Source organism: Allobosea sp. P1_A7 (assembly GCF_056406775.1).
The window spans coordinates 1-23,063 of sequence record NZ_JBFTZN010000069.1; the positions used below are offsets into that span (position 1 = coordinate 1).

The following is a 23,063-nucleotide window of genomic DNA, read 5'->3' on the forward strand; positions in this document are numbered from 1 at the left end:
GATGGGGGAACAATGCGTAGCTCTGGAAGACCAGGCCGCAATTGCGCTTCCAGGGCGGCAGCACGGTGACGTCGCGCTCGCCGATGGTGATCGTGCCGGCGCTCGGCGGCACAAAACCGGCGACCATGCGCAAGGTCGTGGTCTTGCCGCAGCCGGACGGACCGAGCAGGACCAGGAACTCGCCATCGGCGATGTCGATGGTGACGTCGTCGACGGCGTTGAAGTCGCCATAGACCTTCTGGAGATGGGTGAGCGAGAGCCGTGCCATGGGTCAGACCACCCGGCTCAGCTTGACGTAACGGTCGGTGATGATCATCGCGGTGCCGATCAGAACGATCTGGATGACGGAGGCGGCAGCAACCGTCGGATCGATCTTCCATTCGAGATATTGCAGGATCGCGATCGGCAGGGTCGTGCGGCCCGGTCCGACGAGGAACAGGCTCATTTCGAGATTGCCGAAAGAGGTGACGAAGCCGAACAGGCCGGCTGCCACGATACCCGGCCGGATGCTTGGCAAGGTGACGCGCCAGAAGGTCTTCCAGGGACCGGCGCCCAAATTCTGAGCAGCTTCCTCGATGGTGCGGTCGAAGCCGGCAAGGCTTGCCGTGACCAGCCTGACGACCCAGGGCACGACCACGAGCGTATGGGCCGCGATGAGGCCGCCCGCCGAGCCCAGGACCGGCCAGCCGGTCGCGATCTCGGTTTCGATCTGGAAGACATAGAGTGCGGTGCCGAGCACGATGCCCGGCATCACCAGCGGCAGCAGCAACAGGGTATTCACCAGCGGGCCTAGAGGGATGCGGTGGCGGACGAGCGCCAGGCTCGCCGGGACCCCGAGCGCAAGCCCGATCAAGGTCGCCAGCACGCCGACCTGCAGACTGAGAATGAAGCCGTCGACAAAGGCCTTCTGCCCGGGAACGGCCGCAAACCATTTCAGGGAGTAGCCTTCGGGCGGGAAGGACGGAATCTCCTGCCGGAAGAAGGCGAGCCAGATCACGAAGACCAGCGGCAGCAGGATGAAGCCTAACGACAGGCCGGCAGCGCCATTCAGCGCGATTCGGCCGAAGCTTGGGCGCTGGGCGGCGCTCAAGCGGCGAATCCAGCCCGGCCATCGGCCAGCCGCGATGACCACGCCGGGCGTGTTGTGTTGTGGTCGCTCTGCGATTGCCGCCGGCTCGTCACTGCCATGCCCTCCGCCCTTCGATCCGCTCCGACAGCAGGCTGCGGTTCAACTTACAAACAATCAAGCCGGTTTTTGTCGACCCATTGTCGCCGCCCGATTCTCACTGCAGGCGGTTCTTGTGGAAGTTCCCGCCCTTCATGATCGCCGACAGAGCCGCGCCCTGGTTCTGGAAGAGGCCGAGATCCTTCAACGGGTCACCATCGACCAGGATGATGTCGGCAAAGGCGCCTGCACACAGCGTGCCAAGCTTGCCCTCCATCCGCAGCAGATGGGCGCCGACGGTCGTCGCGGAGCGAATGATCTCGATCRGCGAGAGAACCTCGCTGCGCAGCAGGAACTCGCGGGATTGATCGACCTGGAGCTGGCCGAGCAGATCGCTGCCATAGGCGACGGGAACCCCGGCGCGCTTGCAGATCTCGAGCGAACGCAGGCCGCCATCGATGACCAGATCGTTCTTGGCCAGCATATCCCCCGTCATGCCGAACTCGGCGGCACGCTCCTTCATGGCGTAATAGGCGACGAGATTGGCGGTGAGCACCATATTGTTCTCCGCCATCAGTTTGGCGGAGGCCTCGTCGATCAGATTGCCGTGCTCGATGGCACGAACGCCACATTGCGCGGCACGGGTGATCGCTTCAGGCGTGTAGGCATGGGCACAGACATAGCGGCCAAATGCCTTGGCCTCCTCGACGGCCGCCTTCACCTCGTCGACGCTGAACTGCATCGAATCCAGTGGATCATAGGGCGACGCGACTCCGCCCGACATCATGATCTTGATGTGGTCGGCACCGAGCCGCATCTGCTCGCGCACGGACTTCTTCACTGCGGAAACGCCGTCGGAGACGTTCATCGTATAGGCCATGGCGTTGCAGCAATGGCAGCGGGCGCCGAAATCCGTGCGCCGGCGCGGGTCGCTGTGGCCTCCGGTCGGGCCGATCGCCTGGCCGGCGATGAACAGGCGCGGAGCCGAGATATCGCCCTTTTCGACGGCTTCCTTGATGCCCCAATCGGCGCCGCCGGTGTCGCGCACCGAGGTGAAGCCGCGATCGATCATGCCCTTCATCAGCCGGACAGAGCGGGCCGTCATCAGGGTCAGCGGCATGCTTTCCATGGCGCGGATATAGACTTCCGAGAGGAAGACATGGACATGGCTGTCGATCAGGCCGGGCATCAGGGTACGCCCGCCACAATCGATCACATCAGCCTTGGCCGTCTTGATCGGCTTGTCGGAGACCTCGCGGATCGTATCGCCTTCGACCAGCAATTCGTAGCCGCGGCGCAATTCGCCATGGTCGGGCTCGAGCATGGCGAAATTCTTGAACAGCAGCTGCGCCATCGAGAACGATCTCCCATGAAGAGGCGCCGGTGCGGCACCGTCATTCTCCCTGGCTGATATATTACGAAGTTTCCGCAGCCTTGTCAGCCCATTTTCTCAAGCGAATTCGGGCGCTCTTTGCGGCCGTGGAGCACGGCCCGCGCAAGCTCAGCTGACCGCCGCGCTGTTCTGGGCCAGCGCCCGGCCGCGGATCGGCATCGAGAGATCGTCGGCAAGCGCGCGGTTGATGGCGGGCAGGCCGTCGAGCAGGCTCGGGACGAAGGCCTGAGACGGCGGCATGCGCTTGGGCAGGGCGTGAAGGGCGGCAGCCATGATCGCCGGATCGCGCGTAGCCTGACCATCCTGAAGCGGGTCGTGCAGCATGGTGGCAAGCTTGAGGCTGTCGGCGCGTTCGGCGCGGATGCTCTGCTCCCGCCGTGGCCGGACGCGTGGCACGATCAGCGCCGGCTTGTCGAAGGAGAGGATCTCGCAAAAGGTGTTGTAGCCGCCCATGGCGACCACGCAGTGAGCGCGATTCATCAGGAGTTCGAGGCGCGGCTCGAAACCGAGGCTTTCGAGCTTCGGGATGCGAGCGATCCGCTCGGCGAAATCCTTGCGCTTCTCGCGCGACATGAACGGGCCGAACACGATCAGCGCCGGCAGCTCGATCGTCGGGTCGGATTCGTAGGCCGAAATCACCCAGTCGGTCAGGCCCATGCCGTCCCCGCCGCCGCCGGGGGTGACCAGGATGAAAGGGCCCTTGGTGATCTTCGGGTGACGGGTCGGCGGCATCGGGCTTGGCACGGCGCGCTTGAGATAGCCGGTATAGCGGATCTTGTCGGCGAAGAGATGCTGGTCGGGCAGGCCCTGAAGCGGCTGATAGACGCTTTCCAGCCCATAGACGAAGATATCGTCATAGACCGAACCCAGTGCCTCGAGCGCGCCGCTATGTCGCCACTCCTCGAGGACCTTGCTCGGCTCGTCGAGCACGTCGCGCAGACCGAGCACGATGCGGGCACCGCGCCGGCGCAGGATCTCGAGTGAAGACAAGAGTTCGCCGCGCAAGCCCACGGGCTCCTTGTCGACGATCACGACGTCCGGATCGAAGGACAGCACGGTCTGTCTGATCAGGTCGGCGCGCAGGCGCAGCGTGTCGCCGAGATCGAGATTGAGATGATGCGGGGCGTAGCCCCCGTCATCCTGTTTCTCGACGCCGGGAACGCGGACATAGTCGACGCCGTCGCCGAACTGAAAGCTCGAGATCATCGACGAGCCCGAGACGATGATCACTGATATATGAGAATAGCTGGCGACCAGGGAATTGGCGATCGCGCGGCAGCGGCGGATATGGCCGAGCCCGAAGGTGTCGTGGCTGTAGATCAGCACCCTCGGGGCCTGAGGGCTGCGCGGCGCGCGGTCGGCACCGCCGATGTCGATGACGTTATACGGCATAGACGGCTCGCCCTCCGCGAAACGGCCAAACGACCTCGAGCGAGGGCGAACGCACCTAGAATTGTTCGGATTCGGATATAGCGCCACACGCGCGTCCATCCAAGTCCGGCTTCGCCAGGTGGCGGACGCTCACCCAGCGTCGCAGCTTCACTCTAGGCAGTGTTCGAGCCTGAAAACAACTGTCGAGGGCCGACCAACTCCACGGCGGGGTGATGGACCATTGAGCCGAGCAAGGCATCGAGAACGGCCCAGGCCCCGTCATCATGGTCGCGGTGATGCAGCAACAGGCCAAGTGGGCTGTTGCCTATTCCAGCCTCACGTCTTCGTGTGAGTTCCGTGACGATCTCCTCGGAAATGGCGGGGGCCGGGCGACCGATGCGCCCGCCATGCCAGTCGATGATGTCGATCTGGGTGTTGACGACGGAAAAACCGCGGGGCGCCGCGAAGCCGAAATGGCGGAAGCAGGAGAGCCCGCTGAAGCCGAGCTCCGGCAAGCCTGCCGCGATATCGCTGTCGATCCGGTTCCACGGGGGGACGAAGACCGGCAGCAGGGTCGGGCCAAACAGATCCATAAGCCGGCGTCGCCCAGCCGCGATCTCTGCGCCAATGATGTCCCGAGACCGGTGGCTTCCGAACTCCGACTTCTTCTCGCCCTGGGGAGCGTGATTGCGATGCCATACGCCATGCTGGCAGGGCTGCAGGAGCGGGGCGCTCCGCAAGCGCTCGCAGAGAGCGGGTTGCGCCAGGAAGGGGATGACCGCGAGTAGCACGGGCGCATCGAAATGTTCGGCCAGGGCTGCCAGCCTGTCGAGCTGCGGGCTTGGGGCGATCGCGTCGTCATCGCGAAGCCAGAGCTGCAGGCGCCGGCCCTGCGTGCTCCAGCGGTCGAGTTCGGCKAGAAGCAGAGCCCAGAGCGGGTTGCTCATGGCCCGGTCGATTCCGCGCGCGCGACCCGATGTGCGGCGCGAGCCGCCTGCGCCAATGCGAGACCGTGCGAGATGATCTCGCTCGTCCGGTTGAGCGTCCGTTCCCGCAGGACGAAGTTTCGCGCGGCGCGACCCATATCTTCGCGCCGGTTCGTGTTCTCGACGAGCTCCACCAACGCTGTTGCCAAAGCCGCGAGATCGCCATCCTGCACCAGGATCGCGGTCTCTCCATTCCGGACGGTGGCTGCAACGCCGCCGCTGTCGAAGGMGACGACCGGGAGACCCGCAGCCTGGGCCTCGAGATAGACCAGGCCATAGGCTTCGCCGATGCCGGGCCACACGAATATGTCATGCTCCGCCAGCGCCGCGCCGACGGCAGGGCGATCCAGCGCACCGCGCCATTCGATGCGCTCGCGCGGGAGAGGCGCGAAGGCCGCTTCGACCTGATCGCGCACGGGTCCATCGCCAATGATGGTGAGCGTCCAGGGACGATCGATCAGGCGGGCGAGGCTGGCGGCAAGCGCTTGATAGCTTTCGAGCTTAACGCCTGGGCGCATCATCGCGACGGTGATCAGGCGCGTGGCCGCGGCACCGGATCGGCGGTGGGGAGTGGAGGGCTCCAACGCGACGAAGGGGGGCAGCTCGAGGAATTGCGTGCTGTCCGAGGAGCGGGCCTCGACGCCACCACGATCACGCTCGGTGAAACAAAAATGCAGATCGGCGGCGCGGAAGCCGCGCCTTGCAAGTGCGACATGCCGGGCCCATTCCCCTTCGGAGCGCCGGCCGGAATCGCTTGCCTCGGCGACGACATAGGGAATGTCGAGCCGCTTCGTGATCTCGGGCCCCAGGAGGTCGGGGGCCTTGTAATAGCTGTGATAGGTGAACCAGAGCCCCGGCCGGTTGCCATTGGTCTCCCAGGCGGCCAGCAAGGCATCGCGCCGGCCGGCCGCCTCGGCGAGGCGCTGATCCAGGAGCGCGGGCTCCGCGCTGCGCATATAGGAGCGCGCATCCGCTATCGGGGCGACGGCATGGCCGAGGCGCGTCATCGCCTCGACGAGCTGGTGCGCCATGCGCCGGTCACCGGAAATCCTGCCGTCCTCATACGCATTGAGCGGCGTGTGAAATGCGATCCGCACAGGATGTCAGGTCCGCGAGCAGGAGGTGGCGGCGCGCTCAGCGGTAGGGATCGGCCGCATCGCGCAAGCCGTCGCCAAGGAAGTTGAAGGCCAGGATGATCAGGATCACCGGAACGACCGGATAGAGCAACCAGGGATAGAGCGCCACCACATTGACGTTCTGCGCCTCGTTCAGCATCACGCCCCAACTGGTGATCGGTGGCCTGAGTCCAAGTCCGAGGAAGCTGAGCGCCGTCTCGCCCAGGATCGTTTTCGGCACGGTGATGGTGGCCGAGGCGATGAGATGGCTCATGAAGCCCGGCACGAGGTGCAGGCCGATGATCCGCGCAGGCTTGGCGCCCATCAGCTGGGCGGCAACGACATAGTCTTCCTCGCGCAGCGAGAGCAGTTTCGAGCGGACCGCGCGGGCAAGGCCGGTCCAGTCCATCAGGCCGAGAATCATCGTGATGCCGAAATAGACGAGCAGCGGGCTCCAGGATGGCGGCATGATCGAGGCCAGCGCGAGCCAGAGCGGGATATGCGGCAGGGACTGCACGATTTCGATCACGCGCTGGATGAAGAGATCTATCTTGCCGCCGTAATAGCCGGCGATACCGCCGATGATGACGCCGAGTATGAAGCTGACACCGACCCCGAGCAGGCCGATGCTGAGCGAGATCCGGCCGCCATAGATGATGCGCGAGAGCATGTCGCGCCCGAGCCGATCGGTGCCGAGGAGAAACAGGGTGCCGTCCTTGGGAGGGCAGACGAGGTGAAGGCTGCCCGGTACCAGGCGCCAGAAATCGTAGTCGTCGCCCCGGCAGAAGAAGCGTATCGGCTGCGGCCGGCTGCGGTCGACATCGTATTCGCGCTTCAGGTTCTCCATGTTGAGGCGCTGCGTGTAGGGATAGACGAAGGGGCCGAGGAAGCGACCTTCGTGGAAGAGATGCACCTCCTGCCGCGGGGCGCGGATGAATTCGGTATTGCGGGTGGTGTAATGGTAGGGCGCCAGGAACTCGGCGAATATCACCGTCAGATACATGAGGATGATGAAGACGCCGGAGATCACCGCGAGCCGATGCTTGCGGAATTTCCACCACATCAACTGCCATTGTGACGCGAGATAGACGCGCTCCTGCTCAGGCGTCATGCGTTCGACGGCGTAGGGTTCGAACGGCGCGGTCGAGGCCGTATGCAGCAGCGGCGCGCCGTCTGGCGGGAGAGCGGGCTTCACTTGGTGGCCGCTCCCTGGAGGCGGATGCGCGGATCGAGGATCGCCAGCGCGATGTCCGAGATCAGCACCCCGATCACGGTGAGGAACGAGAGGAACATCAGGAAGGAACCAGCGAGGTACATGTCCTGCGCCTGCAGGGCGCGGATCAGCAGCGGACCGGTCGTCTGAAGCGAGAGCACGATCGCGACGATCTCCGCGCCGGAGACGATCGAGGGCAGAATGTCGCCGATATCGGAAATGAAGAAATTCAGCGACATGCGCAGCGGATATTTGCGCAACGCCTTGCCGGGCGGCAGCCCCTTGGCGCGGGCGGTGACGTAGTACTGCTTCTGGAGTTCGTCGAGCAGGTTGGCGCGCACGGCGCGGATCATGCCGGCGGTGCCGCCGGCGCCGATGATGATGACGGGAATCCAGAGATGCTCCAGCACCGAGCGGAGCTTTGCCCAGCTCATCGGCTGGTTGAGATATTGTGGATCGACGAGCCCCCCGATCGAGGTGCCGAACCAGACATTGGCGAAATACATGAAGACCAGCGCCAGCAGGAAATGCGGCACGGCAAGCCCGATCAGCCCGAGGAATGTGAGGCCGTAGTCACCCCAGCTGTATTGATGGGTGGCGGAATAGATGCCGATCGGGAAGGCGACGACCCAGGTGAAGATGATGGTGACGAAGGAGACGATCATCGTCAGCAGCAATCGATCCCCGACGATCTCGCTTACCGGGCGCTGATATTCGAAGGAATAGCCCATGTCGCCGCGCATGAGCCCGGTGACCCAGTGGAAATAGCGCTCGATCGGCGGCTTGTCGAAGCCATACTCCGTCTTCAGGAACTCGATGCGGCTGAGGTCGGCCTTTTCGCCCTGGGCCTGCATCTCGGCGGCAAGCGTCTCGAAATAGTCGCCCTCGGGCAGGTTGATGACGGTGAAGATCAACGCGCTGGTTACCAGCAGCGTCGGTATCATCAGCAGGATGCGCTTGAGGATGTATTTCAGCAGCATCGGTCAGCTCTTCACCTGAGCATCGTCGAACCAGAAGGTATCGGGCAGGTAGCGACCGAAAAAGGCACCCGGCTCGAAGCTGTAAAGGCCCTTTTCGGGAACATTGCGCAGATTGCGCGAGACCACGACCGGCTGGAGCGTGCCATTGACCACGCCGATGGTGAAAAGCTGCTCGGCATTGATCCTCAGCATCGCGCGCCAGATCGCTCTGCGCTCGTCATGGGTCACGCTTACGCGCCAGGCCTGGTAGAGCCTGACCAGTTCCTGCGCTTCGGCCAGGTCAGGCTCTTCGCCTTCGCGGCCGCCGCTTTCCAGGAACTGGCCCCAACGCGGCCAGTTGAACTGCATCGACGACGTTGGGGCGAGCGCATCGGGTTCCATCTCGGCCGCGACCAGCGCGTTATCCATGCCCGCCCAGGCCGACATCACGGTCTGGCCGGCCAGGATGCGGCGGCGAAAGACGTCGCGCTGGGTCGAGCGGGGATAGATCTTGATCCCGACCTCCTGCAGATCCTGTTTGATCAGGTCGAGGATGTCCGTCTCTTCGGTGCTCTCGCCTGCGGTTTCCACGGTAAATTCGAGGCGCTGGCCATTGGGAAGGAGCCGTATGCCGTCCGGGGCACGTTTGGTCAGCCCGATCTCGTCGAGCAGGCGGTTGGCCAGCGCCCGGTCAGCCTGCATCCACATATTGGCGTTGGCGGCRTCATAAAGTGGGCTCTCGGGCAGCGCCGTATTGCCGCTTTCCTTGGCAAGGCCAAAGAAGATCACCTGGTTGATGTCCTTGCGATTGATCGCGACGGAGAGGGCGCGGCGGTAACGGACATCGCGATTGAGATCGCGCCAGATCGGATCGATGGCATTCAGGTTCGGCATCAGCGCAAACCAGGAGCCTTCGGCCCGCTTCCAGAGCCTGACGTCGAAATTCATCCGCTTCGAGGCGTCCTTCAGGAAGGTGTAGTTGTCGAAACGGAGATAGCGCGCCTGGAGGTCGCTCTCGCCGGCTGCGGTCTTCGCGGGGATCAGCGAATTCGTGCCAATCGTGATTGTCACTTCGTCGGCATAGGGCAACTGCCGCCCGGCCTGGTCGACGCGGTGGAAATAGGGGTTGCGCTGGAAAGCGAACTGCTCGGCGGGGAGCGATGTCAGATTGCGCCAGGGGTCGAGCGTCGGCAGATCGGGGTTCTCGGGCCTGTACATGCGCGAGAACCGCTCGTGCAGCGAGCCCCAGTCCTTGACGCGCGCCGTCTTGACGCGGGCATAGAGCGTGACCTTGTCGGCGTAGCGCTCGTGGAACTGCTTCAGGTAGCCCGAAGGCATGTAGATATAGGTCGGTTGGGCGTCGGCGAGCGAGGGCAGGAAGACCGGGTTCGGCTTGCTCCAGCTGTAGCGGACCTCGGTCTCGCTCAGCACTTCGAAGACCGGCTTCTCGCCGCCCGCGAGCATCGCCTGGGGCGGCCCGCCAGGTGAGAGGCGCCGGTTATTGGCGAAATCCTCCCACCAGTAGCGGAAATCCTCCGTGGTGAAGGGGCTGCCGTCCGACCAGCGATGCCCCTTGCGCAGCTTCAGCGTGAAGACACGGCCGTCCTTGACGTCGACCGCCTCCAGGATGTCCGGCGCGAGTTCGAGGTTGTCGTCATAGACGAGAAGCCGGGTATAGCTGTAGAGCGTCATCATCCTGATGTCGCGCTGGTCGCCCATCAGCATGCGCATCGTGCCACCATGCCGCCCGGGAACACGGTCGGGGCCGGACACTTCGATCACGCGGGGCTCTTCCGGCAGGCGAAGCGCGATCACCGGCATGGTGCCTGCCGCCACCTTCTCGGCCCAGAATGGGCTGTCGATGAAATCCATCGGGTTGGGTTCGCGTGCGAGCACGCCGCGCGGCAGGCCCTGAACGGCGAGAGCGCCGGCTCCGAGCAAGAGAGCGGTACGGCGTGTGGGATGCTGCCGGCGGGATGTCATCAGACCAACTCCCTGTGGTTTGCTTCCGGACGGGCCAGGACGTAGTGGCCTTCGCCCAGGGATAGCGGCTCGAGGCTGACGCCGGGTTCCGGTCTGAAGGCCGGCGCCCAATGGCTGTAATCGGAGGCGCCGCCGGGTGCGACGAGCTTGAAATCGAGCTTGCGGTCGAGATCGGCGAAGGGCACCGAGCGCAGCAGGGCTTTCGTATAGGGGTGAGCTGGCGAGGCAAAGAGGGCGTGGCGCGGCGCGAGTTCGACGATGTGGCCATTGGCCATGACCGCGATCCGGTCCGCCATGTAGTTCACGACGGCGAGATTGTGCGAGATGAACAGGAAGGTGAGGCCGCGCTCGGCCTGCAGGTCCTTGAGCAGGTTGAGGATCTGCGCCTGTACCGAGACATCGAGCGCCGATACCGGTTCGTCGCAAACGATCAGGTCCGGGTCGAGCGCGAGCGCGCGCGCAATGCCGATGCGCTGACGTTGGCCACCGGAGAAGGAATGCGGGTAGCGGCTGAGGAAGCGCGGATCGAGCCCGACGCTCTCCATCAGGCTGCGCACGCGGGCCGTCTGCTCGGCGCCGTCACCGCGCTCGTGAATCACCAGCGGCTCGCGCAGGATGTTCATGACGGTCATGCGCGGCGACAGAGACGAGACCGGGTCCTGGAAGATCATCTGGACTCGCTGACGGAAGCGCCGCAGCTCCTCGCCCTGCAGGGAGAGGACGTCTGTCGGGCCGAAACCGTCATTGAAGGTCACCGCCCCGGCATCGGGCGTGATCGCGCGCATGATGATCTTGCTGACGGTGGTCTTGCCGCAGCCGCTCTCGCCGACAAGACCGAGACATTCGCCGCGTGCGATGTCGAACCCGACATCGTCGACCGCAAGCACCGTAGCCTGGGTGCCCTTGCCGAAGAAACCGCGTGACCCGGTCGTGTAGGTCTTGCGCAGGTGGCGCACGCTCAGCAATGGCGGCGCATTGGCAGGCCGGGAGATGAGCGGGGCGGCACGCGGCGTTGCCACAGGCTGGGCACGTGCCTCGCGCAATGCGACCAGCCGCTCGCCCTCCTGCATGTCGAAATGCGGCGAGGCTTTCAGCAGCGCTTTGAGATAGGGGTGTCGCGGACGTCGGAAGATATCCTCGACAGGACCGCTTTCCATGATCTCGCCGTGATAGATCACCACAACCTCGTCGGCCATGTTGGCAACGACGCCGAGATCATGGGTGATGAGCAGGATCGCCATGCCCATCTCGGCCTGGAGATCTCGCATCAGGTCGAGCACCTGGGCCTGGATGGTGACGTCAAGAGCAGTGGTCGGCTCGTCCGCGATGAGCAGGGCGGGCTGGCAGATCAGGGCCATGGCGAGCATGGCGCGCTGACGCAGACCGCCGGAAAGCTCGAACGGGTAATAGCCGTAGGCGCGCACCGGGTCCTTGAAGCCGACGCGCCGAAGCATCGTCTCGATCTGCCGGCGTGCCGAAGCATCATCGGTCGGGCGATGCAGTTGCAGGGCTTCCTCGATCTGGTTGCCGATGGTGTGCACCGGTGAGAGCGAGGACATCGGCTCCTGGAAGATCATGCCGATACGGCCGCCGCGCAGCGCGCGTATCGCTTCGCCTTCGGCGGTCAGGCCCGCAATGTCGATCACGGTGCTCCGGTCGAGCGGATCGCGAAACAGGATCTCTCCGCCGGTGACGGCGCCCGCGCGAGGCAGGAGCCCCATGATCGCCTGCGAGATCACCGATTTGCCGGATCCGGACTCGCCGACAAGGGCAACTGTCTTCCCCGCGGGGACACGCAGACTGACCCCCTTCACGACATCCCGGGCGAACCCGTGCACCGTGAAGCCGATCCGCAAATCGCTGATCCGCAAGATATCCATGAGCTGCTAGCGCCTGAACCCCGTATTCACTCCCGGGTCACCGGGTCCCCTGGCACTAGACGTGGAAAGTTGCGTCTTGCCAATCTCTGTCTTGCGCGCGCTCATTCCGGCGGACATTGCCCGCTCCGGATGACATCCGCGCAACGCGGCCCGCGCCGGAAATCGTCGTAACTTACGCTCCACGAGCCTGTGTTGGCGGCGCGGTAAGGTCCGAACTTGAAATACTGCTTCTTTCCGAGGCCCGGGCCGCGATGGCCGATCGGGCCCTTGATCGTGGCGACGTGTCGGCCGTTCGCCACGATCTCGACATGGCCGTTGCCCTGCGGGCCGGGGCTCGAGCGAAAAACGAAGTCGATCCAGCCCGCGCGAGCAGGCGGCAGTCCGGCGTGATGGGTCACCTGGATTCCTGGCGCGCAGGCATTGAAATAGGCGGGGTAGTCGGCCCGCGTGCTGCCGGTCTCAAGCGCCACCAGAGCGCGGGTCTGCCGCGCGACACGACGGTTCACGGCCAGGGCCTCTCCGGGGAGGCAGCCGTCTGGGCGTTCTGCACCGCCGATCGGAAAGACCTCGATCATGTCGGTCTCTACGGTGACACCAAGCCGCCCCTGAAACAGCCTGAGCGCCAGAAAGGGCGAATAATCTCCCTCTGCTCCGGGCGTGATCTGGCGCTTCCACTGCGCCATGACATAGCGGGCATCGTCCTGCGGCACGGGATCGTCGAGGCGCATGGCGAAGCCGTGCCAGACCGTCTGATCGTAGCTTGCCAGGACCTCGGGCTTCTCCCAGACCTCGGCCCTTTCGCTGCAATTGCGCGCGCCCTTCGCGCAGAGCGGCTTGACCGACAGGGTGAGCGCGCCCCTGCCATCCAGGGCGCCTTTCTCCTGAAATGTCACCTGTCCGGCGCGCTGTTCGGCATTGTCCTTATAATAGAGCCCGCCTTCGAGGGCGAAGCGCCCGGCATCGAAAGCATCCCTCAGGAGCAGCGAAGATCCGTCCTGTGCCGCAGCCAATGACGGCGGTGTCAGCGCGAGCAGGGCAATCCCTGACATCCCTGCCAACCGCCGTCCGACACCTCTCAGCCGCATCGTCGTTCCTCCGCGCATTGTGATCGAAACATGCGGCCGGGCGCCAAGCAAGCCGTGGGCATGCCGCATTGCGACATTGCGCAAGGGCCGTGACTGACACACATATGACGCGAAACTCAATAAGCGGTGCACCATCCGGTTCGCCAGACAGGACGTCCCTTGGAGACGAACCTCTYTCGTTACATCTGGCAGAAGAGCCGTGGCGAACAGATCGTCGTCCTGCTGATCATCCTTGCCTCAATTCCATTCAACTGGGCCTCGTTCGTCGTGCCGAAGCGCATCGTCAACGATGCGATCCAGGGCGGAGCCTTCAAGGACGGCCAGACCAGCGCGACGCTGATGGACATCACGCTGCATTGGCCGGACATCTTCGGCGGCGGCAGCGTCCACCTGTTCGACGGCTTCCAGGTCGGCCAGCTCGGGCTGCTCTTCGGGCTGAGCTTCTATTTCCTTGTGCTGGTGCTGATCAACGGCGTCTTCAAATACGTGATCAACGTGCGCAAGGGCATCCTCGGCGAGCGGATGCTGAGGCGCATGCGCTACGACCTGTTCAGCCAGCTCATGCGCTTCCAGCCGGAGGATATCAGGGCGGTCAAGCCGGCCGAAGTGGCAAGCATGATCAAGGACGAGGTCGAGCCGATCGGCGGTTTCGTCGGTGATGCCTTCATCCAGCCGGTCTTCCTGCTTAGCCAGGCGTTGACGGCGCTGGTTTTCATCATGGTGCAAAGCGTCTGGCTGGGCTCGATCGCACTGTTCATCGTGATCGCCCAGGCGATCATCATCCCGATCCTGCGGCGGGAGCAGTTACGGCTTGGCCGCGAAAGGCAGATCGCATCGCGCCTGCTCGCGGGGAGGATCGGCGAGATCGTGGATGCCGGTCCGACCATTCAGGGGCATGGCGTCACCAACTATATGCAGTCGGATATTGCCGGGCGTCTCGGCAACCTTTTCGACATCCGCTACGCGCTCTACAAGCGCAAATTCGCGGTCAAGTTCCTCAACAACCTGCTGGCCCAGATCACGCCATTCTTCTTCTACGCAGTCGGGGGCTATTTTGCCCTGCAGGGCCGGCTCGATATCGGCCAGCTCGTTGCCGTGATCGCGGCCTATCGCGATCTGCCGCCGCCGATCAAGGAACTGATCGACTGGGATCAGCAGCGCAACGACGTCACCATCAAGTACGAACAGGTCGTCGGCCAGTTCAACCCTGACGAGACAATGGTGCTCGACGAGGAGGAGGATTGTTCGAACCTGCCCGACAAGGGCGAGATCAGGCTCGACAGCGTCCAGATGCTCGATAACCGCGGCCAGCCGCTGCTGTCGCCCTTGTCGTTTCAGGTGCCCCGTCCCAGCGTCGTTGCCGTCATCGGGCCGCCGGGGGGAGCGCGCGACGTCTTCGGCCGCATCCTCGGCCGCCAGATCATGTCCTATTCGGGACGGGTCCTGATCGACAGGGCCAGCCTCGCGCGATTTTCGGTCGAGAAGGCAAGCCATCTGATCGGTTATGCCGGCCAGGAGGTCGAGATCATCAACGGCACGCTGCGCGACAACATCCTGCTGCCCCTCAGGCGCCGGCGGCCGAGCCTGAAGCCAAAGGAACCGATCACGCCGCAAGAGCACAGGCGGCTGATCGAAGCGGTCCGCTCCGGCAATACGCCMTTCTCGTTTGCGGCCGACTGGACCGACTATGAAGGGGTGGGGCTCGCCGACGCCGCCGAGCTTGAAGCGCATGTCCAGCGGATTCTGGAGGTCCTTGGCTGCGACGAGGACGTCTACGAGCTCGGACTGGACGGCAAGGTCGTCCTGCCGCTCGACCAGTCGATCATCGACAGGATCACCGAAGCCCGCAAGGTCGTGGCGGCGGAACTGTCCAAGAGCAAGCTTGCCGGACTGGTCGAGACATTCGATCCCAAACGCTACAATGCCAACGCGACCATTGCGGAGAACCTGATCTTCGGGGCGCGCAAGGGGGCGCGTTTCGCCAATGATACCCTGCTGGCGGAGCCCTATGCGCGCGCCCTGATGCAGGCCGAAGCGCTGATCGAGCCGCTCGTCGAAGTGGGTGCGCGCATCGTCTCGACGGTGGTCGAGATCTTCGAGGGACTGCCGGCCGGCCATGCCTTGTTCGAAAGGTATTCCTTTGGCACGAACTTCGACCTCGAGATACTGAAGAGCCTGGCCTCGGTTCTTGCCAAGCACGATATGCGCAGCCCGCTCGATCCGGAAACGGAGCGAAACCTGATGGCGCTCGCGCTCGGCTATATCGAACCGAAGCACCGCCTCAACTTGCTGGACGATGCCCTGCGGCGGCGGATTTTGCGTGCGSGGGCAAGTTTCAAGGCCCATTTGCCGGCGGATGCTGCCAGTTCGGTCGATTTCTATGACCCGGACCGCGTCATGGATGGGGCCAGCATCCGCGACAATCTTCTGTTCGGGCGCATCGGCTTCGGCATCAGCGATGCCGGCCGCAAGGTTGCCGACATCATGCGAACGGCGCTGTCTCGCGCAGGTCTGGACGGCTCGCTCTATCGCGTCGGACTCAACACCGATTGCGGGCTGCGCGGCCGCTATCTGCCGGCCCGGATCCGGCTCGCGATCCCGCTCGCCCAAGCCTTGATCAAGACGCCGCAGATCGCGATTCTCGATCCGAGTGCGCTGCTTGCCACGACAAACAAGGGTGGTGAAATCATCAGCCGCCTGCGCAAGCATTGTGCCGGCATGACACTGTTTCTACTTCTTGGTGATGGTAGTCTCGCCAGGGACATTTCGCCGAGGCTCGTGTTCAACGGATCCTTCGGCGTGATTGAAGACGGCGACAGCGATGGCGAGGACGAAACGGAACATCGGGCCGTTTCATCTCCGTTGCGGGTCGCCGAGGGGGTAGAGGTGCGACAATGACGCTCGAAAGCGATATCGCCTGCCTGCGGAGCATACCGCTCTTTCGCAGCCTGCCGGCGCCACGGCTCAAGCTTGTGGCCTTGATGGGTGAACGCCTGCATTTCGAGCCGGGGACCGTCATCATCCGGGAAGGAGAGAGGCCGCAAGGCGTCTACTTCATCCTGGAGGGAGAGGTGGAGCTCCTCCACATGGAAGGTGAACGCCCCGCCAAGCGCTTCCAGTTCGAGACGGGAAGTATCTTCGGAGACGTGCCGATGCTGAGCGACCAGGCCTATCTCGGCGAAGCTGTCGCCAAGACCGAGGTCTGCGCGCTCCGCCTGCCGAAGGATCTGTTCTTCGAACTGCTCGGCACCGTTCCCGATTTCAGCGTTGCGCTGTCACGTGATCTGGCCTCGCGCCTGTACCGATTGGCCAATTACGTCCTGCATAGCGAGAAGGTCCATTGAGGACACGGGAAAACTCATGAGTCTGCCGCAGACCGGCACGAAGCGTTCGCCTGGATTCGATGCCGGCATGAGCCAGGTTTCGTCCTGGAGCCGGGATATCCGCCTGGTGTCAGGGTTCGTCCTGCTCGTCTTCGCGACGACCCATTTCCTCAACCATGCCGTTGGGATCGCCGGTGTTGCGGCGATGGAGCAGGTGCAGGAATGGCGCTACGCTGTCTGGCATTCCTGGCCGGGAACCGTCGCGCTCTATGGCGCTCTGATCGTTCACCCGCTCTTTGCCCTGGTGCGAGTCGCCCAGCGCCGGACCTTCCGCATGCCGGTGCGCGAAATCCTGCAGATCGCGCTGGGCCTCGCCATCCCCCTGCTGCTCGTCGACCATATCGTCAGCACCCGGATCATCGGGCATTATTTCCATATCGACGAGAGCTACCACGCGGTGCTGCGACGGCTCTGGCCCGGGCACGCCTTGGCGCAGTCGCTGCTCCTGCTCCTGGTCTGGACGCATGGCATGATCGGCCTGCACTTCATCCTGCGCAGCCGGGATAGCTATGCGCGGTGGCGCGATCCCTTTCTTCTGGTCGCGATCCTCATTCCGGTTCTTGCCCTGATCGGCTTCTCCGTCGCCGCGCGCGAGGCCGTGCAAATGGCCCTGCCGCCGGAGGCGCGCAACGACGCCCGTTCGGCGATGTCCAACTGGCATGAGATGTGGGTGAAGAGTGGCTTCTTCGGGCTCGTCGGCGCCTTCGCGATCTTCGTTGCGTTTCGCGAGTTCCGGGTGCGGACGACCCGTGCGATCACGGTGCGCTTCGTCGGCCATGGCGTGCGCAAGGTCGTGCCCGGCCCGACCGTGCTTGAGCTGTTCCGGCGCTTCAATATTCCGCATGCGGCGCTTTGCGGTGGGCGGGCGCGCTGTGCCACCTGCCGCGTGCTGGTCCTCGATGGTGCGGATGGGCTTCCGGCGCCAGGGCCGAACGAGGCGAAGCTGCTGCGTCGGATTTCGGCGCCGCCGCGTGTCCGCCTCGCCTGCCAGATCCGACCACGCGACGACCTGCAGGTGCAGTTGTTGCTCGCATCCAAACTGGGATCGGCCATACGAGCCGTCGAACTGGATAGTTCCATTGCCCGGCGCGGCCTGACCGTGATGGTGGCCGATCTGCGCGCTTTCTCGGCGCTGTCGGAGCGTCAACTGCCGCATGAGCTGATCGGATTGCTCAATCGCTTCTTCGACGAGATGGCGCAGGCGATCATCGCTCATGGCGGGCGCATCGATGCTCTCTATGGCGATGGCTTCATGGCGGTGTTCGGCCTGGAAGCCAGCCCGGCCAAGGCGGCACTGGCTTCGATCGCGGCCGCTGGCGACATCGTGCGGGCGGTCGACGCCCTGAATCGTGAGTTCAGCGCGGCCCTGCCGCTGCCGCTGCGGATCGGCATCGGCATCCATACCGGCCAGGCTGTCGTCGGCGCGGTCGAGAATGACAGCCTCGGCCGGCATGAGATCACGGTCGGCGAGACGGTGGCGATCGCGAGCCAGTTCGAGGCCGCGACACGGCGTGTTCTCGCCGATATCGTGGTTTCGGAGACGACTGTTGCAGTGACCGGCCGGAGCTTTGCCGAAGCCGTTCCGCTGAAGGTGATGATCAAGGGCCGGGATGCGCCGATGGCGGCCTATGGCTTCGCCAGGACGCCACGCATCGACGCTGCGGATGAGGCTGACGCGGTGGACGCCAGCGCAGTGGCGACGCAAGGCGCGACGCAGGATGCTGGCAATGGCGAGCAGCGGGCTCCCACCGCGACGCCCACCCCCGCGAATCCGGCTGGACGGCGCTCCAAGACGCAGGCTGACCAGAAGCCCGAAAATCAGGACGTCTGAGGCTCAGGGCGGGCCATAGACCAGGAAGCGGCGGCGGTCGTATCCGGCGCTGCGCAATGCCGGATCGTCGATCGTCATGGCGAGATCGATAAGCGGCGGAGCCGGCCGCGTCGCCGTGATCGCGCCGATCTGGCCGCAGGCGCGTTCCAGATCGAGCGCGTAGTCGATCACAAGGGTCTCGGCTGCTTCCGCAAGGGCGAGCAGTTCGGGCGGGGTCGCCGCGGTTCCCCCGAAGGGCTTGAGCGACAGGCCGAGCAGCACCAATGCATAGGGCTTCGGCGGGGCAAGCGCGATGGCCTGAAGCTTGGCGGCCCGATGCAGGACCGTGCAGGGCTTTCCGTTCAGTATATCTGCTTTGAAAGCCGGTATTTTCGGGTCGATCACCGTCACCGATTGCGGGGAATGGGTGAGAAAGCCGGTGATCGGCAGCCCGGCGCCCCCGATCTCCACGATATGCGGGCAGTGCCGCACCGCGTGCGCGGCGAGCACCTGTCTCAAGCAGGCGCCGGGGCCGGCGAGATGGGGCAACAAGGTTCCCGAAGGGGCCATTGCGCCGTCATTCTCGTGACTGGCCTTTATATCCGGGCTTGCATATGGTCCGGCCGAATTCATCCCATCCCTTCGCGATATGGCATGACCACGGACACGCCTTCGGACGCCTTCTACGACATTCTGCGCGGTGTCGCAGCCCTGACCGGAAACAGGGTCGTGGSCGRKCTCGCGCGGCTGATCGGCCAGGGGATGCCGCCGGAACTCTGGATCGCCTTCAACCACAAGCAGATCGCGTCCAAGCGCTGGCTGGTCGATGCGCTGGCCGAGACTTTGCCGCGACCGGAGGGGCCGGTCTGGGTGCTCGGGGCGTGGTATGGCGTGCTCGGCGCTTTGTTGCTGGATGATCCGCGGCTCGACCTCGGCAGGGTGGTCAGCCTCGACCGCGATCCCGCGTGTGCGGAGATCGCCGAACGCCTGAATCGCCGCCATGTTGCGGAAGAGCGCTTCGGCGCTGTCACTGCCGATATGATGCAGCTTGATTTCACGAGGGAGCCGGAGCGGCCCGGCCTAGTGATCAACACGAGCTGCGAGCATCTTGCCGATGTGCCCGGCTGGGTCGCATCGCTGCCGCCCGGTCTGCCGGTGCTGTTGCAGTCGAACGATTATTATCGCGAGCCGGACCACAAAAGCTGCGTCGCCAGTCTTGAAGCGTTCAAGGAGCAGGTCGGACTGTCMGAGATCCATTTCTCCGGCGCGCTGCCGGGCAGGAACTATACGCGCTTCATGCTGATCGGCCGGCGATGAACGAGGCGAAGGAGCCGCGGATCGCGATTGCGATGAAGGGCTATCCGCGCCTGTCGGAGACGTTCATCGCGCAGGAATTGCTGGGCCTGCAGCAGCGCGCACTGCCCTTTTCGATCTGGTCGCTGCGTCAGCCGACGGATGGCGCACGCCACCTCATGCACAAGCAGATCACGGCAACCGTGACATACCTGCCGGAGTATCTGCACGAGGAGCCGGGGCGTGTGCTGCGCGGCATCGGGCGGGCTCTGTTCCGGCCAGGATTCCTTCGGCTCCTGCCGGTTTTCCTGCGCGATCTTGCCCGTGATCCGACGCGCAACAGGRTGCGCCGCTTCGGCCAGGCCTGCGTGATGGCGCGGGAACTTCCGGGGAGTATCGACCATCTGCACGTTCACTATCTGCACACGCCGGCCTCGGTGATCCGTTACGCGGCGCTGCTGCGTGGCTTGAGCTGGTCCTTTTCGGCCCATGCCAAGGATATCTGGACGACCCCGGACTGGGAGAAGCGCGAAAAGATCGCCGACGCGGCATGGGGCGTCACCTGCACTCGTGATGGACATGCGGAGCTGACGCGGCTTGCGGATCGCACCGACAAGGTCGCTCTGCTCTATCATGGGCTCGACCTGGCGCGGTTTCCCGCGCCTCCGGTCGCGCGGATCATGCGCGATGGTCGCGACCCTGCCGATCCGGTTCGTTTCATCACCATTGGTCGGGCGGTGGAGAAGAAGGGCTTCGACGATCTGCTCGCAGCTCTGGCGGCGCTGCCGGCTGAGCTTCACTGGCGGCTGACCCATATCGGCGGCGGCGAGAAGCTCTCTGCGCTGAAGGCGTTGTCCGCGGATCTCGGACTGGCGGAGCGGGTCACCTGGTCGGGGCCGAAGGCGCAGCAGGACGTGATTGCGGCCCTGCGCGATGCGGATCTCTTCGTATTGCCCTCGAAGCAGGCGGGCGATGGCGATCGCGATGGCCTGCCCAATGTCGTGATGGAGGCCGCAAGCCAAGCCCTGCCGATCGTTGCGACCGATTTCGCGGGCATTCCCGAATTCGTACGCGAAGGCGTCGAAGGTGTGCTCGTGGCGCCGGGCGATCGGGAGGCCCTGGCGCGGCAATTGGCCGATCTGGCGTCGTCCCCGACACGGCGCGTCGCCCTTGGGGAGGCCGCCTTCCAGAGATTGGCGCAGGCGTTTTCGGCAGCGGCGGGACTCGACCGGGTCCAGGCGATGCTGTTGGACGCGGCGAACCGGCGGCGATCATGACGCCCCGCGTCCTGATCGCCGTCACGCACCTCCTCGGCAGCGGCCATCTTGTCAGGGCCGCTCATCTTGCGCGCGCCCTTGGGGCCGCCGGATTCGAAACYGTGCTGGTCAGTGGCGGGGCCGCGCCGCGATCCGTCCCGGACGGTTCGTTCACCTTTGCCCAGTTGCCGCCGGTCAAGGTCGAGGGTGTTGACTTCCGGAACCTGCTCGACCCGGAGGGGAGACCGGTTTCGCAGGACTATCGCGCCTTGCGCCGGAAGATGCTCTGCGATCTCACGGCGCAGCACCGGCCCGATGTCGTCATCACCGAGCATTTTCCGTTCGGACGCCGACAATTGGGCGATGAGTTTCTGGGCCTCATCAGCGTGGCGGCGGCGGCCAATCCACGGGCACTGGTCCTGTCCTCGGTGCGCGATGTCCTGGTGACGCCGCGCGCCGATCGCATCCGTGAGGCCGAAGCGCGCATCGCGGCACATTTCGACGCGGTCCTCGTCCATGGCGACAGAGCCTTCCTGCCGCTGGAGCGGTCCTGGCCGGTTGCGCCAGAGCTGGCGCGAAAGCTGCGCTATACCGGTTACCTGACTGGCCCCGAGGAGTGCGCCGCTCCCTTGGRGCCTGGCGAGATCGTGGTGTCCGGAGGCGGTTCGGCTGCTGGCTTGCCGCTGTTCGAGCTTGCCATCGCGACCGCGACCCTGATGGGCAATCGCAGGCGTTGGCGTATCCTTGGCGGTCAGGGCATCGGCGCAGAGGAATTCGCCGACCTGGAGGGCAAGGCGCCGGCGCATGTCTGCGTCGAACGTGCGAGACCGGATTTCCCCGGACTGCTTGCAGGCTGTGCGCTTTCGATCAGCCAGGCCGGCTACAACACGGTGCTCGACCTGGTCCGCGCCGGGCGGCCGGCGATCGTGGTGCCCTTCGATGCCGGAAACGAGACCGAGCAGGCGATCCGCGCCGAGGCGATGGAGCATGCAGGCCTCGCACGTTGTCTGCGCCTGACCGGACCTGATTCGCTGACACCGAGCAGGTTGGAGAAAGCGGTGACGGAGATGCTGGGGGCAGATGCGCCCCCACCGCTCACGATCGACAGGGCAGGGGCCGAAACCTCCGTCGCGATCATTGCGAAGCTGCTGGCCGAACGCGCCTGAACGCTCGGCATGTCTTTTGCGACATGCCTCCTGCGTATTGCCGTTGCGGCGGTTTGCGAATTGCCGCTCCGACGCTTTCGCACTAATTAGGTTTCGTACGCCTCCCCTTTCGGTCGGCAGTGGGACAACCGGTGGTTCGCCCGGCACTGTTCTGCGCCCGGAGACAAGACAATGACGACGACGATTGCCCAGGGCCTTCCCGATATGAAGCTGTCGGTGCGCCAGACTTTTGGGATCGACTCCGATCTCGAAGTGCCGGCCTACTCGCAGGCCGACGCCCATGTGCCCGATCTCGACGTCGACTACCGATTTGACCGTGACACCACGATCGCGATTCTCGCGGGCTTCGCGCATAATCGACGCGTCATGATCTCGGGCTATCACGGCACAGGCAAATCGACCCATATCGAACAGGTCGCGGCCCGCCTGAACTGGCCTTGCGTGCGCGTCAACCTCGACAGCCACGTCTCGCGCCTCGATCTCGTCGGCAAGGACGCGATCGTGCTGAAGGAAGGCAAGCAGATCACCGAGTTCCAGGACGGCATCCTGCCCTGGGCGCTGCAGAACAACATCGCGCTCGTCTTCGACGAGTACGACGCCGGTCGCCCGGACGTGATGTTCGTGATCCAGCGCGTGCTCGAGCAGTCCGGCAAGCTGACGCTGCTCGATCAGAAGCGCGTCATCCGCCCTCACCCTGCCTTCCGCATGTTCGCCACGGCGAACACGGTCGGCCTCGGCGACACGTCGGGCCTCTATCACGGCACCCAGCAGATCAACCAGGGCCAGATGGACCGCTGGTCGATCGTGACGACGCTGAACTACCTGCCGCACGACAACGAAGTCGCGATCGTGCTCGCCAAGTCGAAGCATTATCAGGCCTCGCCCGAGGGCAAGGACATCGTCAACAAGATGGTCCGCGTCGCCGACCTGACACGCAACGCCTTCATGAACGGCGATCTCTCGACCGTCATGAGCCCGCGCACGGTCATCACCTGGGCCGAGAAT

At 64.5% G+C, this 23,063-nt stretch carries 19 protein-coding genes; 7 read left to right on the forward strand and 12 right to left on the reverse strand.

The genetic code is table 11. The features are described 5' to 3' along the window. The 11 genes from AC1D34_RS14280 to AC1D34_RS14330 all read right to left on the reverse strand — a co-directional run. Positions 1-268: ATP-binding cassette domain-containing protein (locus AC1D34_RS14280; protein ID WP_476824563.1), on the reverse strand; the 268-nt coding region annotated here is incomplete at its 3' end. Between the two features lie 3 nt (positions 269-271). After that, complete coding sequence (locus AC1D34_RS14285) at positions 272-1,090, reverse strand: ABC transporter permease (protein WP_244523418.1); 819 nt, start codon at positions 1,088-1,090, stop codon at positions 272-274. A 193-nt stretch (positions 1,091-1,283) separates the two neighbouring features. Continuing rightward, complete coding sequence (locus AC1D34_RS14290) at positions 1,284-2,519, reverse strand: metal-dependent hydrolase family protein (protein WP_476824564.1); 1,236 nt, start codon at positions 2,517-2,519, stop codon at positions 1,284-1,286. A gap of 147 nt (positions 2,520-2,666) precedes the next feature. Further along, entirely contained in the window at positions 2,667-3,950 is a 1,284-nt protein-coding gene (locus tag AC1D34_RS14295; RefSeq protein ID WP_441493195.1) for a glycosyltransferase family protein, read from the reverse strand. A gap of 152 nt (positions 3,951-4,102) precedes the next feature. Further along, complete coding sequence (locus tag AC1D34_RS14300) at positions 4,103-4,876, reverse strand: polysaccharide deacetylase family protein (RefSeq protein WP_441493196.1); 774 nt, start codon at positions 4,874-4,876, stop codon at positions 4,103-4,105. Beyond that, entirely contained in the window at positions 4,873-5,946 is a 1,074-nt protein-coding gene (locus AC1D34_RS14305) for a glycosyltransferase family 4 protein (protein WP_476824565.1), read from the reverse strand. The genes AC1D34_RS14300 and AC1D34_RS14305 overlap by 4 nt, the downstream gene beginning before the upstream one ends. A 103-nt stretch (positions 5,947-6,049) precedes the next feature. Then, positions 6,050-7,225, reverse strand: coding sequence for an ABC transporter permease (locus AC1D34_RS14310; protein ID WP_441493198.1), 1,176 nt, complete (start codon positions 7,223-7,225; stop codon positions 6,050-6,052). Then, positions 7,222-8,220 carry an ABC transporter permease gene (locus AC1D34_RS14315; protein WP_441493232.1) on the reverse strand — a complete coding sequence of 333 codons (999 nt, stop codon included), beginning with the start codon at positions 8,218-8,220 and terminating at the stop codon, positions 7,222-7,224. The genes AC1D34_RS14310 and AC1D34_RS14315 overlap by 4 nt, the downstream gene beginning before the upstream one ends. 6 nt (positions 8,221-8,226) lie before the next feature. After that, positions 8,227-10,185, reverse strand: a complete 1,959-nt coding sequence (locus AC1D34_RS14320; RefSeq protein WP_441493199.1) for an ABC transporter substrate-binding protein — start codon at positions 10,183-10,185, stop codon at positions 8,227-8,229. Then, complete coding sequence (locus AC1D34_RS14325) at positions 10,185-12,065, reverse strand: ABC transporter ATP-binding protein (protein WP_441493200.1); 1,881 nt, start codon at positions 12,063-12,065, stop codon at positions 10,185-10,187. Before AC1D34_RS14325 ends, AC1D34_RS14320 begins: the two co-directional genes overlap by 1 nt. A 101-nt stretch (positions 12,066-12,166) precedes the next feature. Beyond that, positions 12,167-13,114, reverse strand: coding sequence for a polysaccharide lyase family 20 protein (locus AC1D34_RS14330; protein ID WP_441493201.1), 948 nt, complete (start codon positions 13,112-13,114; stop codon positions 12,167-12,169). Positions 13,115-13,309: 195 nt separating this feature from the next. Between AC1D34_RS14330 and AC1D34_RS14335 the strand changes: the two genes are divergently transcribed. From AC1D34_RS14335 to AC1D34_RS14345, 3 genes are read left to right on the forward strand one after another with little or no spacing between them, the layout of a single operon-like run. Beyond that, complete coding sequence (locus AC1D34_RS14335) at positions 13,310-16,048, forward strand: ABC transporter transmembrane domain-containing protein (protein ID WP_476824566.1); 2,739 nt, start codon at positions 13,310-13,312, stop codon at positions 16,046-16,048. After that, complete coding sequence (locus tag AC1D34_RS14340; RefSeq protein ID WP_441493203.1) at positions 16,045-16,494, forward strand: cyclic nucleotide-binding domain-containing protein; 450 nt, start codon at positions 16,045-16,047, stop codon at positions 16,492-16,494. The genes AC1D34_RS14335 and AC1D34_RS14340 overlap by 4 nt, the downstream gene beginning before the upstream one ends. A gap of 16 nt (positions 16,495-16,510) precedes the next feature. Further along, positions 16,511-18,364, forward strand: coding sequence for an adenylate/guanylate cyclase domain-containing protein (locus AC1D34_RS14345; RefSeq protein WP_441493204.1), 1,854 nt, complete (start codon positions 16,511-16,513; stop codon positions 18,362-18,364). Between the two features lie 3 nt (positions 18,365-18,367). Here the strand turns inward: AC1D34_RS14345 and AC1D34_RS14350 are convergent, their stop codons facing one another. Then, positions 18,368-18,913: a hypothetical protein gene (locus AC1D34_RS14350; protein WP_441505683.1), complete on the reverse strand. Its 546-nt coding sequence runs from the start codon at positions 18,911-18,913 to the stop codon at positions 18,368-18,370. Positions 18,914-18,997: 84 nt separating this feature from the next. Between AC1D34_RS14350 and AC1D34_RS14355 the strand changes: the two genes are divergently transcribed. From AC1D34_RS14355 to AC1D34_RS14370, 4 genes are all read left to right on the forward strand, one after another. Beyond that, positions 18,998-19,660: a class I SAM-dependent methyltransferase gene (locus tag AC1D34_RS14355; protein ID WP_476824567.1), complete on the forward strand. Its 663-nt coding sequence runs from the start codon at positions 18,998-19,000 to the stop codon at positions 19,658-19,660. Further along, complete coding sequence (locus AC1D34_RS14360) at positions 19,657-20,913, forward strand: glycosyltransferase (protein ID WP_476824568.1); 1,257 nt, start codon at positions 19,657-19,659, stop codon at positions 20,911-20,913. The genes AC1D34_RS14355 and AC1D34_RS14360 overlap by 4 nt, the downstream gene beginning before the upstream one ends. After that, positions 20,910-22,058 (forward strand): glycosyltransferase family protein, encoded by a 1,149-nt coding sequence (locus AC1D34_RS14365; protein ID WP_476824569.1) that lies wholly within the window; start codon positions 20,910-20,912, stop codon positions 22,056-22,058. The genes AC1D34_RS14360 and AC1D34_RS14365 overlap by 4 nt, the downstream gene beginning before the upstream one ends. Before the next feature lie 171 nt (positions 22,059-22,229). Then, the coding region (locus AC1D34_RS14370) for an AAA family ATPase (RefSeq protein WP_476824570.1) at positions 22,230-23,063 on the forward strand (834 nt) is incomplete at its 3' end.